Raw genomic sequence first — 14,393 nt, forward strand, 5'->3', positions numbered from 1 at the left:
AGCCGGATGCGCACCTGGCTGCTGCCGTTCCGCGGCATCGCCAGCCGATACCTGGGCCACTACTTCGGCTGGCGCTGGGCGCTGGATGGCCAGCGCATTGCCAGTCCAGACGCCTTTTTGAGAGCGGCGCTCGGCAGATTCAACACTTAATGCAAACAGCGCCTTTTTTTTATCCTGCCGCGTTTGCCTCTCATTTCGCGCCGCCTGCCTGCATTTCGCGCCATACCGCCGCACTTCGTCGCAAGCCGCCGCGGCCGGGCGCCGGATTGCCTAGAGTGCCCCCATCGACAACGACAACAAGGGAGCACAGCATGCACATCGCCATCCGCGGCGCCATCCTCGCCCTCATCCTCGGCGCCACCGGCGCCCAGGCCGCCGACCTCACGATCCGCATCGACAACGTCGAGAACAACGACGGCCAGCTGATGGTTGCGCTGTACGACAGCGCCGCCGGCTACCTGAAGCAGCCGGTCCGCAAAACCTCGGTGGATGCCGTCGCCGGCAGCACCACGGTGGTATTCAAGGACCTGGCGCCGGGCGACTACGCCTTCTCGGTCCTGCACGATGCGAACGGCAACGGCCGCATGGACACCAACCGCATGGGCCGGCCGACCGAAGCGGTGGCCTTCAGCAAGGACGCCCAGGGCTTCATGGGTCCGCCTTCCTTCGAGGCCGCCAGGTTCACGGTGCCGGCCGATGGCGCCGCCGTCAGCGCCAGCCTGCGTTGAGGTTCCAAGGCTTGTGGTAACTTCCCGGTTGCTCAACAAGGAGAAACGATGCCGACCCACCCCGTCCGTGCCAATCACCCGCTGGACATGTTCGCCCTGTTCCGGCGCTGGCCCGCGTCGACGCGGCGCAACCTGGTCTATACGGCCCTGTGGAGCAGCCTGATCGGCATCGCATTGACGGTCCTGTTCGCGCTCACGGGGGCGCGCAGCGCCGTCCCCATCCCGAAACTGCTGGGCATGACCTTGCTGACCTCGAATACGATCGGCTTCCTGATCCATGGCGGGCTGGCGCTGCTGCGACGCGCCTTCCCCGCCGCCGCCGCGCGACGCTCGTGGGCGATGCGCGCCTGCCAGGTGCTGCTGATCGAATCCTGCGCCGTGCTCGGCTTTACCGTGCCGGATGCCTTGCTGCGCGGCGTCAACCCATTCCGCGCCTTGCTGATCGAGGGCGCGCTGGCGCCCATCCTGCCGATGGGACTGGTGGTCACCGCCATCACGATGGCGATCCTGGCCACCAACGAGCGCCGGCTGGCGCGCGAGACCGCCGCCGTCCAGCACCAGCAGCAGATCGCCGAGGCAGCACAACTGCTGGCCGAAGCCCGCCTGCGCACCTTGCAGGCCCAGATCGAGCCGCACTTCCTGTACAACACCCTGGCCAACGTGGTCAGCCTGATCGGCAGCGAGCCCGATCGCGCCAGGCACATGCTGGAACGCCTGATCGACTTCCTGCGCGCCAGCCTGGCCGCCAGCCGCGCCGAACAGGCGACTCTGGGCGCCGAGCTCGACCTGGCCGCCGCCTACCTCGACCTGCTGGCGGTGCGCATGGGTCCGCGCCTGCGCTGGCGCATCGAGGCCGACGAAGGCTGCCGCGACATGAAAATCGCGCCGATGCTGATCCAGCCGCTGGTCGAGAACGCGGTCATGCACGGCATCGAGCCGAAGATGGAAGGCGGAGAGATTCTGGTGCGCGCCGCCTGCGCCGCCGGCATCCTGTCCGTCGAGGTCAGCGACGACGGCATGGGACTGGGCGCCGCGCCGCCACGGTCCGGCAGTGGCGTCGGCCTGTCGAACCTGCGCGAGCGGCTGCGCAGCCTGCACGGCCCCAAGGCTCAGCTACAATTATTGGAAAATCAACCCAGCGGCGTGACCTCGCGCCTGCTGCTGCCACTGCCACCGCCACGACCACTGGACCAAGCGTGACCACCGCCCTGCTCGCCGACGACGAACCCCACCTGCTGTCCTATCTCGAGGAGCAGCTCGCCCTGGCCTGGCCCGACCTGAAGGTGGTCGGCCGTGCGCCCAACGGCGTGGAGGCCCTGCGCCTGATCGACGAGCTGGCGCCCGACATCGTCTTCCTCGACATCCAGATGCCCGGCCTGAACGGGCTGCAGCTGGCCAGCCGCCTGAGCGCCGGCGGCGCGTCCCCACGCGTGGTCTTCACCACCGCCCACGAACAGTACGCGCTGCAGGCCTTCGACAGCGAAGCCTTCGACTACCTGCTCAAGCCGATCCGCCTGGAGCGCCTGCAGCGCGCCGTAGACCGCCTGAAGGAGACGCTGGCGCAGCAGCCGCAGTCCCCCGCATCGGCACCCGCGCCGGAGACGGCCGCCCAGCTGGCCGCTATGCTGCGCCAGCTCGGCGTGCCCGTCCCCAACGCACCGGCAGCGGCGGCGCCGGCACCGCTGCAATGGATCCGCGCCGCGCAAGGCCAGGAGACACGCCTGATCGCGGTCGACGAAGTCATCTACTTCCAGAGCAACGACAAATACACCAGCGTCTTCATCGCCGACGGCGAACACCTGATCCGCACCCCGCTGCGCCAGCTGCGCGAACAGCTCGACGAGCAGAAGTTCTGGCAGATCCACCGCGGCGTCATCGTCGCCGCCCATCATGTGGCCGGCACCCGCACCGACTTTCGCGGGCGGCTGCTGGTCAAGCTCAAGGGCCGGCCGGAAGAGCTGGTGGTGAGCCGCAATTACGCCGAGCTGTTCAGGCAGATGTAACGCCCGGCCGGCGCAGCCTTTACCGGGCCTCGAACGGCCCCAGGTAATCCAGCTTGCCGATCTTGACGCCCTGGTTGCGCAGGATGTCGTAGGCGGTCACGACATGGAAGTAGAAATTCGGCAGCGCGAAGCTCAGCAGGTAGCTCTCGCCGCTGAAGCTGGCGCCGAAACTGCCGAACTTCAGGCTCACTTCGCGCTCTTCTCCGGCATCGACCTCGGCGCCATCCACGCCCTCCAGATAATCGATCGTATTCGCGATGCGCTGCTGCAGCTGCGCAAAGCTGGTCTCGTCGTCGGCGAACTTCGGGGCGTCGCCGCCGCTGAGACGCTGTACCGCGAACTTGGAGGCATCGCTGGCGCGCTGGACCTGGGCGGACAGCGGCAGCATGTCGTCGGCCAGGCGCGCGCCCAGCAGCGCCTCGGGCGCGATGCCGGCCTGGGCGGCGTGTTCCTCGCCTTTCTTCAGCAGGTCGGACAGGACTTTCAAGCCGCGCACGAAGGCGGGCACGGATGCTTTGGACAGGGACAGGGCCATCATTTCTCCTCGTTATGGTGAAAATAGTTTAGCTGGTTTCGCACGCAAGGGTTCGAGCATACCGCCGAGAGATTCGGCTGGCGCCCCGCTTTCAGGCATCTAGAATGAATTCACGTCACGCCTGCGGTGACGAGGAGAATGCCATGCTTCAAAAATATTTGGCCGAATTCATCGGCACCTTCTGGCTGGTGCTCGGCGGCTGTGGCAGCGCCGTGCTGTCCGCAAAATTTCCCGAGGTCGGCATCGGCCTGGCCGGGGTCGCGCTGGCCTTCGGACTGACCGTACTGACGGGCGCCTATGCGCTCGGACCGATCTCGGGCGGCCACTTCAATCCGGCGGTGACGGTCGGGTTGTGGGCCGGCGGCCGCTTCCCTGCGCGCCAGATCGCGCCCTACATCGTGGTCCAGGTTGCGGGCGGCATCGTGGCCGCCGCGGTGCTGTACGCGATCGCCAGCGGCAAGCCCGGCTTCGATGCCACGGCCGGCTTTGCCGCCAACGGCTATGGCGAGCACTCGCCCGGCAACTACTCGCTCGGTTCGGCCCTGATCACCGAAGTCGTGATGACCTTCATGTTCGTGCTGGTCATCCTCGGCGCCACCCATACCCGCGCACCGGTCGGCTTTGCCGGCCTGGCGATCGGCCTGGCGCTGACCCTGGTCCACCTGATCAGCATCCCGGTCACCAACACCTCGGTCAATCCGGCGCGCAGCACCGGGCCGGCCCTGTTCGCGGGCGTCTGGGCGCTGTCGCAGCTATGGCTGTTCTGGCTGGCGCCACTGCTGGGCGGGATCCTGGCCGGCGTGCTGTACCGCGGCGTACTGGAACGCGAGGTGCCGGAACCGGACGTGGCGGGGCGTCCGGAAGGCGGATGGCGGCCGGCCCACCATTAGCGCGGCGCCAGGAAGCGGAAGGTCGGCTCGATATTCATCGCGTGCAGGCGGCGCACGATGTCTTCGAGCGTGGCGTCCTTCAGCAGCAGGCCGTCCGGTGCGGCCTTGGGCCGGGCCGGGGCCGGCGCCGGCGCGCCTGCCTGGGCTTGCAGCACGAAGGCTTCGGCTGCCAGCGCATCGCTCGCGGCCGTCGATACCGGCTCGGCCAGTGCCGCTGCGGGGACGGCTGCAGGCGCCTGACGCCGTTCAAGCGCGCGCAAGGCGTTGCGGAACTGGTCCTCGGCAATGCTCTCCACGCTCTCCAGGAAGCCGGCCTGCCCCGCCAGCGGCGGCGTCACCTCCAGCCCCGATTCCTCGGCAAAGGACGCGCCCATGCCGGGATGGATGAAGGCGGCCCACTTGCCGCTGCGCGGATTCAGGCAGGGCGGCAGGTAGACCGGCGCGGTGGCGGCGTCCGGCGCCAGCTCCACACCAGGAAAATAGGTCTTGCGCAGCAGTTCGAGGAAGTCCTGGGCCTCCCCGGCCGGCACCGGCGTCTCCAGCGACAGCCACAGGCGGTAGGCGCTGGCGCCGTCGATGCTCACCGCCGGCGCCGGCAGCCCGAGTTCGGCCTGCAGGGCATTCGCCACCACGCACAGGCGGTCCCAGTGGCCGGCCTCGCCATCGCCGAAGATCTTACGGAAGGGAATGGCCAGCGCGCGCACCAGGCCATCCGCCGTCGTCAGCTTGATGGCGAGGGTGGTCCTGCCGAGGATGTGGGACGCCAGGACCTCGCGGGTCACGGACTCGGGCGCCAGGTAGAGGCGCGCCAGCTCTGCGATCAGTTTTTCCATATATGTTCCGTGCGTCCCGTAGTCAGGCCAGCTTGCCGCGGCGGGCGGCGTTCTTGCCGAGGGCGGCCAGGTCGAGATCGGCGTCGCCATGGTCGATGGCTTCCTTCAGCACGCCGAGCAGGCTGTCGCCGAAGGCCAGCGGCAAGCCCTTGCCCTGCCCTGCTTCCACCGCCAGCCGCACGTCCTTCTGGCCCAGCGAGAGCTTGAACCCGGCGGGGCTGTAGCGCTGCTCGGCGATCATGCCGCCATAGCCCTTGTACACGGGCGAACCGGCGAACAAGGTGGTCGTGATCAGGTCGATGAAGCCGGCGGCCGGGATGCCGTGCGCGCCGGCCAGCGCCGCCCCTTCGCCCATCGCTTCGATCGCGCAGGCCAGGGTCAGGTTGCAGGCCAGCTTGACCGCGTTTGCCTGTTCCGGCGCGTCGCCGAAGCGCCAGGTCTTCTGGCCCATCAGCGCGAGCAGCGGCTGCACGCGGTCGACCAGTTCGTCGGCGCCGCCGGCGAGGATATTCAGCTTGCCGGCTTCGGCCACGTCCACGCGGCCCAGCACGGGCGCCGCGACGTAGCCGATGCCCTTCTCCATGTGCAGGGCCGCCATCTCGCGCGCGAAGGCGACGGAGACCGTGGCCATGTTGACGTGAATGCTGCCCGGCGCCATCGCATCCAGCACGCCGCCGTCGATCATCACGGCGCGGGTCGCATTGTCGTCGGCCAGCATGCTGAAGACGACGTCGGCGATGCCGCACTCGGCGGCCGTGACGGCCGGCTTGGCGCCCTTGGCCGCAAGCAGCCGCACCGGCTCCGGATTGCGGTTCCAGACGTGGACCGGCTGGCCAGAACGCAACAGGTTGGCGGCCATGTGCTGGCCCATGGCACCGAGGCCGATGAATCCGATGGTCATGTGAATGCTCCTTTATCCGACAGCGAACGAAAGCGATATTAGAGCAGCAATCATGAATGTCCGCAGGACGGAATGCGCATCCCATGCGCTGCGCCGCCTGCCACCGCCGCACGCTAAGCTGGCGGCTCCTCAGCTCCCGCACGAACTCCATGGAAATTGCTGCTGTCACTTGCCTGTTCCTGCTGGTCGCCACGACCTTCATCCACTACGAGGTGCTGCGCCTGCTGACCGCCTTGCTGCCGGCCCTGCGCGTGCAGCCGCGCCTGCAGCTGGTCTTCGTCATCTTCGGCGCCTTCGCTGCGCACTTCACCGAGATCCTGCTGTATGGCGGCGCCTACTACCTGCTCGCCACCGCCTTCGGCGTCGGCAGCATGGGCGAACCGGGCCACCTGCCCTTCACGCGCTGCCTGTACTTTTCGGCCGAGACCTATACCACCCTGGGTTACGGCGACGTGCTGCCGCATGGCGACCTGCGCCTGCTGGCGGGGCTGGAGGCCCTGAACGGCATGCTGCTGATCGGGTGGACGGCGTCGTACACCTATCTGTCGATGGAGCGCTTCTGGGGCCGGGATGCGTGAGCAGGCACTTTCCAGTGCGCTCGTTTAGTCAGCAAAAATAAACTGGCCCGGAAATTTGAAACTTTATTGAGCTCATCGGCTTCCTCTGTATAAATATCGATTTCCCCGCACTGGAAGAGGCCATGAACGCAGCTCTCGGATACCTCCGCCGTCATGTCATTCAGGCCGCCGCAATTGCGGCATTGGCCAGCTTCGGCGCCGCCCACGCGCAAAGCGGCCGCGTGCCTTCGCACGCGAAGCCGGCCGTCGATGTGGCCAATCCCCTGGTCGGCACCGCCCCCCTCGACCAGCCGGCCTTGATCGGCAACGCGCCGCCAGCCGGCGAACTGCTGTATTCGGGGCTGACGTCGCCGGGTGCGCGGCTCCCGCAAAGCAAGACCGAGGCGGCACCGGTCAATGTCAACGTCGACCTCAGCTATCCCATGGGCGTCGACGCTTCCTACGCCTATGCCAATCCGACCATGATCGGCTTTACCGGCGGGGGCTCGGCCTATGGCGCCCAGGCCGCGCCGATCGTCATGCCGGTGGTGGGCGACTGGACCGTGCCGCCGAGCTATACGCAGGCTTACTACGACAAGGCGAGCGAGAAAGCCTCGCCCGGCTATTACGCGGTCGACCTGGCCACCTTCCATACGAAGGTGGAACTGACGGTGACGCGATCGACCAGCCTGATGCGCTTCACTTTCCCGGCGAGCCAGCGCGCCAACGTCGTCATCGACCTGCGCCGCGCCGGCGGCAAGGTGGAGGTGGTCGGCGACCGCAAGATCGTCGGCCTTGCCACCCGCAAGGACAGCGGCCCGGCCGCGGATGGCCCGTGGTTCGTCGCGGAGTTCTCGCGCCCATTTACCGGCTTCGGCACTTTCCGCGCGGTCCACGAGGGCCAGTGGGGCGTGCTCGGCGACAAGGACGTCGAGGCCGGCCGGCGCACCGTATCCGGCGGCAATGCGGGCGCCTACCTCACGTTCGCGACGCGGGCGGGCGAGCAGGTGCTGATGCGGATCGCCCACGGCTACAGCGCCGCCGAAGCCGAGCAGCGCCTGCGCGACGAGGTCTCGGACTGGAATTTCGAGCGCGTGCATACACAGGCGCGTGCCGCCTGGGCACAGCTGTTCGACCGCGTCGAAGTCAGCGGCGGCACGCCGAAGCAGCGCATGCTGTTCTATTCGACGCTGTACCACTCGTTTGCCAGCCCGTGGCTGGTTGCGCGCAAGGGCGAGCCTTTCACCGATGCCGCCGGCCATACCGAAGCGGCCGCCTACGACCACTACGGGCCGGTACCGTTCTGGGATACGGGTCGCAACCAGATCGCGCTGCTGATGCTGCTCGAACCGCAGGTCGTGCAGGACATCATGCGTTCCGAACTCGACATGGCCCGTGAACGCGGCTACATGAACACCTCCTTCCACGGCGACCATGCAGTGCTGCTCTACGACGGCGCAATGCGGCGCGGCATTCCCTTCGACTACGCCGCGGCGTATGCCTACCTGCGCAAGAATGCGCTTGATCCCAAGGGCCCGCGCGGCTACCTGGCCGAGTACATGCAGAACGGCTGGATCTCGGACATCATCCCGCCGGGCAATCCCAGCCCACCCTACGCGGGTGGCAAGGCCGGCGTCGCCAAGACGCTGGAATATGCCTGGGATGACTACGCGCTGTCCGACATGGCGCGCCGGCTCGGCAAGCTTGACGATGCGCAGATGTTCCTGCGCCGCGCCGCCAACTACCGGAACGTGTTCGATGCCTCGGTGGGATTCATGCGCGGCCGCACCGAGGACGGCAAGTGGATATCGCCCTTCGACCCGGGCGAGCCCTACTACAACTTCATGATGAAGGAAGCCTCGGGCTGGTCCACGCTGTGGCTGGTGCCGCAGGACGTGCACGGCTTGCTCGACCTGCTCGGCGGACGCGACGCCTTCAACGCCAAGCTCGACGCCTTCTTCTCCACGCCCTACACGCCCAAGGGCATCTGCCGCGACTGCACCGGCATGATCGGGCAATACGTGCAGGGCAACCAGCCGGACCAGCAGGCGGCCTACCTGTATGCGTGGAGCGGCCAGCCCTGGAAGACGCAGGCGCTGGTCCGCCGCATTCTCGACCAGCTGTACGGCAGCGATGCCAGCGGCTACGCCTACCCCGGCATGGACGACCAGGGCTCGACCTCGTCCTGGTATGTCATGAGCGCGATGGGCTTCTACCCGGTCGATCCTTCGACCGGCGACTACATCCTGGGCAGCCCGCTCTTCGACCAGGTTCGCCTGCACCTGGGCAATGGCAAGGTGTTCGAGATCCTTGCGCGCAACAACTCGGCCCGCAACATCTACATCCAGTCCGCGACCTTCAACGGCAAGCCCTGGACCAGGCCGTGGTTCAGCCAGGCCGACATCGCGAGCGGCGGCACACTCGTGTTCACCATGGGACCGGAGCCGAACAAGGCCTGGGGCGCCGACCCGCGGCAGGCGCCGCCCTCGATGTCGGGGCGGCAGGAAGGGTCCTTGAAGGAGCAGTGATTCGGCGTTCAAATGCGTGAGCCGAGGTACGGCAGCTCACGCATTGATCGAATTAGCGTTCGACGTACAGCTTCTCGGTCGCCTTTTTTAACTCGGCATGAGGCAGGAACTGGTCCGCAAGAGTCAGGATGGCATGCAGGTTGTTTTTCAGTTTGTCCAGCTCGATCGTTCCCGGCATGATCGCGGTTTGCAACAAGTGAACAGCCATGTCGGCCAGGAGCAGACGCTGTTTTTCCATCCATTCGGCGGGAGCCTTCCTTGTGGCTGGATTGCACAGGTAAGCGTCTTCAACAGCCCCATGTATTTCCCAGCCCATTCGAGCGAGTTCGTTTCGCTTATTCTCATCCATACTGGTTCCTGAATATTCTACCGTCAGACCACAGCGGCGCTGAACGACTCGGGCCGCCGCGCAAGCAGATGGGACAGCCGTTGAAGACCCTCCTGCAAGCGTCCACGGTCCTTGATGCTGCCCAAGGAGATCCGGATTGCATTCACGGATCCGCTGCCGGTCGCGAATGCCTCCGCCGGCGTGACTGCGATGCCCTCTCTGTCGGCCGCACGCGCAAGCTGCGAGGAGTTCCAATACGCCGGCAGCTCGAGCCATACATGGAGGCCGTCACCAAAGCCGCTGTACCGTCCCGCCAGGATATCCCGAGCCATCCGGTGGCGCAGGCGCGCCTCCCTCCGTACGCCTTCCATCAATCCGTTGGCCGAACCGTCGACGATCCACTGAGTGGCCAGTGCGGCCGTCAGGGGAGCGACCATCAGCGCGAATGATCGTAGCGCGGCCAGGAAGCGTTCGCGTTCGTACGGGTCGCGTACGAGCACGAAGGCAACCCGCAAGCCCGGCGTCAGGCATTTCGACAGGGTCGAAATGTAGACCACCTGTTCCGGGGCAAACGCGGCAACAGGTGGTGGCGGGGCATCGGCAAGGAGCCAGTAGGGATCGTCCTCGACGACGCGTACATTGCAGCGCTTCGCGATGCCGGCGAGTTCCTTGCGCCGGCGTTCCGGCATGGTGATGGCGGTCGGGTTCTGTAGGGTCGGATTGAGATAGACCAGCCCGGGCTTGTGCTGGCGGCACGCTTCCTCCAGCATCTCGGGCACCATCCCGTGCTGGTCCGCTTCCACCGCGATGAGGTGCCGGCCGAACTGGGTCGCTGCGGCGCGCAAGCCGGGATAAGTCGTTGGCTCTGCCAGGATGACACCGCCAGGCTCCGTCAGCGCAAGGATCAATGCGGCGATCGCCGCTTGCGCACCCGGACAGACAACGAGCTGGCGAGAATCCAGATGTCCAAACATCGGTTCGAGCCATTTGGCGCCAGCCTTGCGGTCGGCATCGCTTCCCCCGCCCAGGTGGTAGGTCATCAACAATTCATTATCTGCCCTCATCAATACTTGAGACAAACCCTGTTTCAACATGTCGTCGAAGTCCACGCCATCCGGCGGTGGCGGGGTATTCATGCTCAGGTCGAGAATCGAGGTCAATTCGACTTTCGGCGCCGCGACATAAGTGCCTCGGGCGCCGCGACCCTCCAGCAAGTTGCGGCGCCTGGCTTCGTCGTAGGCGCGCGTGATCGTCGTCAGGTCGACGTCCAGCTGTGCCGCCAACTGGCGCTGCGGAGGCAGACGGTCGCCCGGTTTCAGCGATCCGTCCGCCACCGCCGCCTGCAAGGCATCCGCAATCTGCAGGAAACGTGGCCCCTTGTTCCCGGCCAGTCGCGGCAACCAGATTGGCAGATCCTCATCTTGTATGGTTCTCAACTGGGACATTTTGTCTCAATGTATGGAAATTGCTTTTAAGTAGAATGCCTCAGAACCTGCAGTAATACCATCCTTGCACGGCGGTCGCTGGCGTTTTCTCATCTCTCATCTCTCATCTCTCATCTGCATCGGCAAATCATGGACTGGATTCCAATCGTCTTCGTCATATTCAAGTTTCTCGTGCTCGCCACGGGCATGTTCTTCGCCATCAAGTGGCATTACGATCAGGGGAAGAAGGATAAGGACAAGAAGAAGGAGGCACGCGCAGTGCTGCGCGCAGGCGTCAAGGTGGCCGCCATCTTCCTGGTGTCGCTGCTGGGCCTGGGACTCGTCACCTTCGAGCTGATCAAGCTCCTCGGGATGTAAGCGCCCATAAAAAAACCGGAACACGGTTCCGGTTTTCGGTACAGCAGCCAGTTGGCAGATCAACGCTTGCGCGGTGGCGGCAGGTCGGTGCAGACGCCTTCGTAGGCTTCCGCCGCCATGCCGATCGACTCGCCCAGGGTCGGGTGCGGGTGGATGGTCTTGCCGATGTCCACGCCGTCCGCGCCCATCTCGATCGCCAGGGCGATCTCGCCGATCATGTCGCCGGCGTTGGTGCCGACGATTGTGCCGCCGACGATGCGGTGGGTCTCGGCGTCGAACAGCAGCTTGGTGAAGCCTTCCGAACGGCCGTTGGCCACGGCGCGGCCCGAGGCGGCCCACGGGAAGTGGCCCTTCTCGACCTTGATGCCCTTGGCCTTGGCTTCGTCTTCGGTCAGGCCGACCCATGCCACCTCCGGATCGGTGTAGGCCACCGACGGGATCACCTTGGCGTCGAAGAAGGCCTTCTCGCCGTGCGCGGCTTCGGCGGCCACATGCGCTTCATGCACGGCCTTGTGCGCCAGCATGGGCTGGCCCACCAGGTCGCCGATCGCGAAGATGTGCGGCACGTTGGTGCGCATCTGGCCGTCGACCGGGATGAAGCCGCGGTCGGTGACTGCCACGCCGGCAGCTTCGGCGCCGATCTTCTTGCCGTTCGGGCTGCGGCCCACGGCCACCAGCACCAGGTCGTAGACCTGGGCTTCCGGCGCCGGCTGGCCCGCTTCCGCTGCTTCGAAGCTCACCTTGATACCCTCCGGCAGCGCTTCCACGCCGACGGTCTTGGTCTTCAACATGATGTTGTCGAAGCGGTGGGCGTTGAACTTCTGCCAGACCTTGACGGCCTCGCGGTCCGCGCCCTGCATCAGGCCGTCCATCATCTCGACCACGTCGATGCGCGCACCCAGGGTCGAGTACACGGTTGCCATCTCGAGGCCGATGATGCCGCCGCCGATCACCAGCATGCGCTTCGGTACCTGGCGCAGCTCCAGCGCGCCGGTCGAATCGACGATGCGCGGATCTTCCGGCACGAAGGGCAGCTTCACGACCGCGGAACCGGCCGCGATGATCGCCTTCTGGAACTGGACCACCTTCTTGGCGCCGTCAGGACCGGTCACTTCGATGTGGTTCGGGCTCAGGAACTTGCCGACGCCCTGCACCACGTTGACCTTGCGCGCCTTGGCCATGCCGGCCAGGCCGCCGGTCATGGTCTTGATGACCTTGTCCTTGTAGGCGCGCAGCTTGTCGATGTCGACGCTGGGCGCGGCGAAGCTGACGCCGATGTCGGCCATGTGCGCGGTCTCGTCCATGATGTGGGCCACGTGCAGCAGCGCCTTGGACGGGATGCAGCCCACGTTCAGGCAGACGCCGCCCAGGGTCGCGTACTTCTCGACCAGCACGGTGTTCATGCCGAGGTCGGCGGAGCGGAAGGCGGCCGAGTAGCCGCCGGGGCCCGCGCCCAGCACCATCATTTCGCATTCGACGTCGACCTGGCCGCTGTAGCTGGCCGCGTTCGGGATCGGCGCGGCGGGCGCGGCCGGCTTCTGCTCGGCAGCCGGCGCGGCCGGGGCCGCAGGTGCGGCGGCGGCAGCCGGGGCCGGGGCCGCGGCCGGTGCAGCGCCTGCCCCGGCTTCTTCCGACACGGTCAGCAGCAGCGAACCTTCGTTCACCTTGTCGCCGACCTTGACCTTCAGTTCCTGCACGACGCCGGCGTGGGTCGACGGGATCTCCATGCTGGCCTTGTCGGACTCCACGGTCACCAGCGACTGGTCGACCTTGATGGTATCGCCCGGCTTGACCATCAGTTCGATGATCTCGACGTCCTTGAAATCGCCGATATTCGGGACTTTGACTTCAACGGTGCTCATCTTGTCGGCTCCTTACAGCAGCGTCTTGCGCAGGTCGGCCAGGACGTCGGCCAGGTAGGCGGCGAAGCGGGCCGCACCGGCGCCGTCGATCACGCGGTGATCGTAGGACAGCGCGATCGGCTGCATCAGGCGCGGCTGGAAGGCCGAACCGTCCCAGACCGGCTTCATGGCCGACTTGGACAGGCCCAGGATGGCCACTTCCGGTGCGTTGATGATCGGCGTGAAGTTGGTGCCGCCGATGCCGCCCAGCGACGAGATGGTGAAGGTCGCGCCCTGCATGTTGGCCGGCGACAGCTTGCCTTCGCGCGCCTGCGCGGACAGCTCGCCCATCTCGGTGGCGATCTGCGAGACCGATTTCTTGTCGGCGTCCTTGATCACCGGGACCACCAGCCCGTTCGGCGTGTCCGCCGCGAAGCCGATGTTGTAGTACTGCTTGAGGATCAGCGCGCCGTTCGGCTCGTCCAGCGAGGCGTTAAATGCCGGGAACTTCTTCAGCGCGGCGACCGACGCCTTGATCACGAAGGCCAGCATGGTCAGCTTGACCGGCGACTTGGCTTTCGCGTACGCGGCGTTGGAGTCGACGCGGAACTGTTCCAGGTCGGTCACGTCGGCTTCTTCGAAGTGCGTGACGTGCGGGATCATGACCCAGTTGCGGTGCAGGTTCGGGCCGGAGATCTTCTTGATGCGCGACAGCGGCTGGGTTTCGGTCGGGCCGAACTTGCTGAAGTCCAGCGACGGCCACGGCAGCAGGTTCATGCCTGCGCCACCGCCGGCTGCTGCCGGTGCGGCGGTCGGGCCCGCGGCCATCACGCCCTTCACGAAGCCCTGCACGTCCTGCTGGGTGATGCGGCCTTTCGGACCGCTGCCCTTGACCTTGCCCAGGTCGACGCCGAGTTCACGCGCGAACTTGCGCACGGACGGCGATGCGTGGGCGCTGGCGAAGCTCGGGGCCGGGCCTTCCGATGCTGCCGGTGCGGCGGCCGGTGCCGGTGCGGCGGCCGGAGCCGGGGCCGGGGCTGCCGGTGCGGGCGCGGCGGCGGCCGGTGCCGGAGCAGCAGCCGGTGCCGGAGCAGCAGCGGCCGGCGCAGCTTCGGCGGCGCCCGCGGCTTCTTCAACGGTCAGCACCAGCGAACCTTCGGCGACCTTGTCGCCGACCTTGACCTTGATTTCCTTGACGACGCCCGCATGGCTGGAGGGGATCTCCATGCTGGCCTTGTCCGATTCCACCGTGATCAGCGACTGGTCGACCTTGATGGTGTCGCCCGGCTTGACCATCAGCTCGATGACTTCCACTTCCTTGAAGTCGCCGATGTCGGGGACTTTGACTTCCACAATGCTCATGTTTGTTAGCTCCGTATTTTTAGTTAGCCAAGGCCCGTCGTACCCGCGCAGGCGGATACCCAAGTTCGTGCGGTCTGCCACCAAC

The 14,393-nt window shown here is 66.3% G+C and carries 14 protein-coding genes; 7 read left to right on the forward strand and 7 right to left on the reverse strand.

The genetic code is table 11. From position 1 onward, the window contains the following. The first annotated feature begins 311 nt into the window (after positions 1-311). Genes AC1DOP_RS20980 through AC1DOP_RS20990 form a run of 3 tightly spaced genes read left to right on the forward strand, consistent with a single transcriptional unit; the run spans position 312 to position 2,731 of the window. A complete protein-coding gene (locus AC1DOP_RS20980; protein WP_442124843.1) occupies positions 312-728 on the forward strand; it encodes a DUF2141 domain-containing protein in 417 nt (138 codons plus the stop codon). 48 nt (positions 729-776) lie between these two features. Then, entirely contained in the window at positions 777-1,928 is a 1,152-nt protein-coding gene (locus tag AC1DOP_RS20985) for a sensor histidine kinase (protein ID WP_477253115.1), read from the forward strand. Continuing rightward, on the forward strand, positions 1,925-2,731 hold the full coding sequence (locus tag AC1DOP_RS20990; RefSeq protein ID WP_442124845.1) for a LytR/AlgR family response regulator transcription factor: 807 nt from the start codon (positions 1,925-1,927) through the stop codon (positions 2,729-2,731). The genes AC1DOP_RS20985 and AC1DOP_RS20990 overlap by 4 nt, the downstream gene beginning before the upstream one ends. A 19-nt stretch (positions 2,732-2,750) precedes the next feature. Here the strand turns inward: AC1DOP_RS20990 and AC1DOP_RS20995 are convergent, their stop codons facing one another. Further along, complete coding sequence (locus tag AC1DOP_RS20995; protein ID WP_442124857.1) at positions 2,751-3,266, reverse strand: DUF1993 domain-containing protein; 516 nt, start codon at positions 3,264-3,266, stop codon at positions 2,751-2,753. 143 nt (positions 3,267-3,409) lie between these two features. Here AC1DOP_RS20995 and aqpZ point away from each other — a divergent pair, with 143 nt between their 5' ends. Then, complete coding sequence (gene aqpZ, locus AC1DOP_RS21000; RefSeq protein ID WP_442124846.1) at positions 3,410-4,156, forward strand: aquaporin Z; 747 nt, start codon at positions 3,410-3,412, stop codon at positions 4,154-4,156. Here aqpZ and AC1DOP_RS21005 read toward each other — a convergent pair. Both AC1DOP_RS21005 and AC1DOP_RS21010 read right to left on the reverse strand, forming a co-directional pair. Further along, positions 4,153-4,989 (reverse strand): hypothetical protein, encoded by an 837-nt coding sequence (locus AC1DOP_RS21005; protein WP_442124847.1) that lies wholly within the window; start codon positions 4,987-4,989, stop codon positions 4,153-4,155. The two genes, aqpZ and AC1DOP_RS21005, sit on opposite strands and share 4 nt — an antisense overlap. 22 nt (positions 4,990-5,011) lie before the next feature. Beyond that, entirely contained in the window at positions 5,012-5,890 is an 879-nt protein-coding gene (locus tag AC1DOP_RS21010) for an NAD(P)-dependent oxidoreductase (protein WP_477253119.1), read from the reverse strand. A 149-nt stretch (positions 5,891-6,039) separates the two neighbouring features. Here AC1DOP_RS21010 and AC1DOP_RS21015 point away from each other — a divergent pair, with 149 nt between their 5' ends. Together AC1DOP_RS21015 and AC1DOP_RS21020 are read left to right on the forward strand one after the other, a co-directional pair. Further along, positions 6,040-6,468 carry a potassium channel family protein gene (locus AC1DOP_RS21015; protein ID WP_477253121.1) on the forward strand — a complete coding sequence of 143 codons (429 nt, stop codon included), beginning with the start codon at positions 6,040-6,042 and terminating at the stop codon, positions 6,466-6,468. A gap of 122 nt (positions 6,469-6,590) precedes the next feature. After that, positions 6,591-8,975, forward strand: a complete 2,385-nt coding sequence (locus AC1DOP_RS21020; protein WP_477253123.1) for a GH92 family glycosyl hydrolase — start codon at positions 6,591-6,593, stop codon at positions 8,973-8,975. A gap of 52 nt (positions 8,976-9,027) precedes the next feature. Here AC1DOP_RS21020 and AC1DOP_RS21025 read toward each other — a convergent pair whose 3' ends face one another. Together AC1DOP_RS21025 and AC1DOP_RS21030 are read right to left on the reverse strand one after the other, a co-directional pair. After that, complete coding sequence (locus AC1DOP_RS21025; protein WP_442124851.1) at positions 9,028-9,324, reverse strand: hypothetical protein; 297 nt, start codon at positions 9,322-9,324, stop codon at positions 9,028-9,030. Positions 9,325-9,347: 23 nt separating this feature from the next. Continuing rightward, complete coding sequence (locus AC1DOP_RS21030; RefSeq protein WP_442124852.1) at positions 9,348-10,748, reverse strand: aminotransferase-like domain-containing protein; 1,401 nt, start codon at positions 10,746-10,748, stop codon at positions 9,348-9,350. A gap of 129 nt (positions 10,749-10,877) precedes the next feature. On the opposite strand from AC1DOP_RS21030, the gene AC1DOP_RS21035 reads away from it, so the two are divergent. Then, positions 10,878-11,105 carry a hypothetical protein gene (locus AC1DOP_RS21035; RefSeq protein ID WP_442124853.1) on the forward strand — a complete coding sequence of 76 codons (228 nt, stop codon included), beginning with the start codon at positions 10,878-10,880 and terminating at the stop codon, positions 11,103-11,105. Between the two features lie 59 nt (positions 11,106-11,164). Here the strand turns inward: AC1DOP_RS21035 and lpdA are convergent, their stop codons facing one another. Beyond that, complete coding sequence (lpdA, locus tag AC1DOP_RS21040) at positions 11,165-12,967, reverse strand: dihydrolipoyl dehydrogenase (RefSeq protein WP_442124854.1); 1,803 nt, start codon at positions 12,965-12,967, stop codon at positions 11,165-11,167. 12 nt (positions 12,968-12,979) lie between these two features. Next, entirely contained in the window at positions 12,980-14,308 is a 1,329-nt protein-coding gene (gene aceF, locus AC1DOP_RS21045) for a dihydrolipoyllysine-residue acetyltransferase (protein WP_477253126.1), read from the reverse strand. Between the last annotated feature and the right edge of the window lie 85 nt (positions 14,309-14,393).

The sequence above is a fragment of the Massilia sp. 01N410 genome (assembly GCF_056399665.1).

Excerpts from the sequence above, each read along its gene's own strand:
- AC1DOP_RS20980 (WP_442124843.1), top strand. The coding sequence starts at position 312 with ATGCACATCGCCATCCGCGGCGCCATCCTCGCCCTCATCCTCGGCGCC.
- AC1DOP_RS20985 (WP_477253115.1), top strand. The coding sequence starts at position 777 with ATGCCGACCCACCCCGTCCGTGCCAATCACCCGCTGGACATGTTCGCC.
- AC1DOP_RS20995 (WP_442124857.1), bottom strand. The coding sequence starts at position 3,266 with ATGGCCCTGTCCCTGTCCAAAGCATCCGTGCCCGCCTTCGTGCGCGGC.
- aqpZ (WP_442124846.1), top strand. The coding sequence starts at position 3,410 with ATGCTTCAAAAATATTTGGCCGAATTCATCGGCACCTTCTGGCTGGTG.
- AC1DOP_RS21005 (WP_442124847.1), bottom strand. The coding sequence starts at position 4,989 with ATGGAAAAACTGATCGCAGAGCTGGCGCGCCTCTACCTGGCGCCCGAG.
- AC1DOP_RS21010 (WP_477253119.1), bottom strand. The coding sequence starts at position 5,890 with ATGACCATCGGATTCATCGGCCTCGGTGCCATGGGCCAGCACATGGCC.
- AC1DOP_RS21015 (WP_477253121.1), top strand. The coding sequence starts at position 6,040 with ATGGAAATTGCTGCTGTCACTTGCCTGTTCCTGCTGGTCGCCACGACC.
- AC1DOP_RS21020 (WP_477253123.1), top strand. The coding sequence starts at position 6,591 with ATGAACGCAGCTCTCGGATACCTCCGCCGTCATGTCATTCAGGCCGCC.
- AC1DOP_RS21025 (WP_442124851.1), bottom strand. The coding sequence starts at position 9,324 with ATGGATGAGAATAAGCGAAACGAACTCGCTCGAATGGGCTGGGAAATA.
- AC1DOP_RS21030 (WP_442124852.1), bottom strand. The coding sequence starts at position 10,748 with ATGTCCCAGTTGAGAACCATACAAGATGAGGATCTGCCAATCTGGTTG.
- AC1DOP_RS21035 (WP_442124853.1), top strand. The coding sequence starts at position 10,878 with ATGGACTGGATTCCAATCGTCTTCGTCATATTCAAGTTTCTCGTGCTC.
- lpdA (WP_442124854.1), bottom strand. The coding sequence starts at position 12,967 with ATGAGCACCGTTGAAGTCAAAGTCCCGAATATCGGCGATTTCAAGGAC.
- aceF (WP_477253126.1), bottom strand. The coding sequence starts at position 14,308 with ATGAGCATTGTGGAAGTCAAAGTCCCCGACATCGGCGACTTCAAGGAA.